The sequence below is a fragment of the Mesorhizobium sp. M0016 genome (assembly GCF_040324035.1).
Classification (GTDB): domain Bacteria; phylum Pseudomonadota; class Alphaproteobacteria; order Rhizobiales; family Rhizobiaceae; genus Mesorhizobium.
On sequence record NZ_JAMYVM010000058.1, the window covers coordinates 1 to 1,962 of the forward strand.

Consider the following 1,962-nt stretch of genomic DNA (forward strand, 5'->3'; position numbering starts at 1 on the left):
ACGCCGCCCAAGTGAGAAGCCCTTCCCGGAGCGCGAACTAGCCGATGCTGGATAGCGTTCGTCTGCTAGGGTTTGGCGACGGCGGCTGGGCGGTGGCGCTGCTCAGCGCTGCGTTCGTAACGCTTCTGCTTTCGGTCGCCGGATTTATGGTCGGCTCGGTGATCGGCGCCTTGGCAGCTGCGGCCCGGGTCAGCGGGTCGCGCTCCCTCCGCCTGCTCGCCGATGCCTATTCCACGGTATTCAGGGGCGTTCCCGACCTCTTGACCATCTATCTCCTGTATTTCGGCGGTAGCATGGCGCTGACTGCGGTCGGCCATTGGTTTGGCGCCCAAGGATTCCTTGGATTGCCGGCTTTCGCCACAGGCACCACGGCAATCGGCATAATTTCGGGTGCCTATCAGGCGGAGGTGTTTCGCGGTGCCTACATCGCCATCGACCGCGGCCAGATCGAAGCAGCGCGCGCCTATGGCATGCCGCCTGCGCTCATGTTGCGCCGGGTGATCGCACCCCAGCTTATGCGCTACGCCATCCCGGGCCTAGGGAATGTGTGGCAACTGGTGCTCAAGGATTCAGCGCTGATTTCGGTAATCGGGCTTGTCGAACTGATGCGTCAGGCACAGATCGGGGCCGGATCGACTCGCGAGCCGTTTCTCTTCTACACAGCTGCCGCCGCGCTTTACCTGGCCATCGCCTCAGCGACAGGGTTGCTGTTCAAGCGCGCTGAACGCCGCGCGCTTCGGGGCATTCGGAGAGTGTGATGGATTTCGCCTTTTTCGCCGAAATACTACCGAAGCTGCTTGCCGGCCTGCCGCTGACGCTTGAGCTGGCCGGCACGTCCATCCTGCTCGGCGCCATCCTCGCCTTGGCTTTGGCGCTCGCCCAGCGCCTCCGCCAGCCCTTGATTGACGGGCCAATCAAGGGTTTCGTCGCGGTGTTTCGCGGCACGCCCCTGTTGGTCCAGATATTCCTGATTTACTACGGCCTTGGCCAGTTTCGGCCGACATTGCAGGAACTTGGTTTGTGGGGCCTTTTCCGCGAACCTTATTGGTGTGCCATCCTCGCGCTAACCCTCAACACCGCAGCCTATGGCAGTGAAATCCTCCGCGGCGCCATGCAGTCGGTCCCGTCCGGCCAGATTGAGGCGGCGCAGGCCTTTGGCATGACGCGACTGATGACCTTGCGCCGCATCGTCCTGCCGATCGCACTGCGCCAGGCTTTGCCAAGCTATGGCAACGAAATCATTTTGATGGTCAAGGGAACCTCACTTGCATCCATCGTTACGCTGATGGAAATCACCGGCATCGCCCAGGGCATCATTTCGCAAACCTACCGGGCCATGGAAGTTTTCGTCTGCGCCGGCGCTATCTACCTGATCCTCAATTTCATCATCACCCGGACACTGGGCCGGCTCGAATACAATCTGTCACGGCATCTGCGCCCGGCATCGGGCCTTGCGACCAGTCCTGCGTGATCGGCTGGCGCTCACTGCAATCGTTCTAGGGAGTTTTTCGCGTATGAGAGATTTCGAGAAACCAAGCCGTTCGGTCGTGGTCGCACGGCATGGCATGGCTGCGACGTCCCATCCGTCGGCCACGCTTGCGGCCGTTCGGATTCTGGAGGCGGGGGGCAACGCACTCGATGCGGCCATCGCCGCCAGCGCCGTACAGTGCGTGGTCGAACCGGGGTCTACCGGCATCGGCGGAGACTGTTTCGTCCTAATGTCGAAAGAAGGGTCCAGCGAGATCATCGCCTACAACGGATCCGGCCGTGCCCCTGCGGCTGCAACAGCCGATTGGTATGCATCTCAGGGCATCACAGAAATCGAGCGTCACTCACCGCATGCGGTAACGGTTCCCGGAGCGGTGGACGCCTGGACACAGCTCAACGCCGATCATGGAAAACTGCCGCTGGGCAAGCTTTTCGCTCCTGCGATCGAGTTCGCCGAAAGCGGCTACGCCATCT

At 61.6% G+C, this 1,962-nt stretch carries 3 protein-coding genes; all 3 read left to right on the forward strand.

Annotated features, from left to right (window positions below; all coding sequences use genetic code 11):
- Window positions 1-44: 44 nt before the first annotated feature.
- Entirely contained in the window at window positions 45-758 is a 714-nt protein-coding gene (locus NKJ88_RS32835; protein WP_023689287.1) for an ABC transporter permease, read from the forward strand.
- Window positions 758-1,471 carry an ABC transporter permease gene (locus NKJ88_RS32840; protein ID WP_023712992.1) on the forward strand — a complete coding sequence of 238 codons (714 nt, stop codon included), beginning with the start codon at window positions 758-760 and terminating at the stop codon, window positions 1,469-1,471. The genes NKJ88_RS32835 and NKJ88_RS32840 overlap by 1 nt, the downstream gene beginning before the upstream one ends.
- A gap of 43 nt (window positions 1,472-1,514) precedes the next feature.
- Window positions 1,515-1,962, forward strand: a 448-nt coding sequence (locus NKJ88_RS32845) for a gamma-glutamyltransferase (protein WP_352446967.1), incomplete at its 3' end; no start/stop codon positions are given.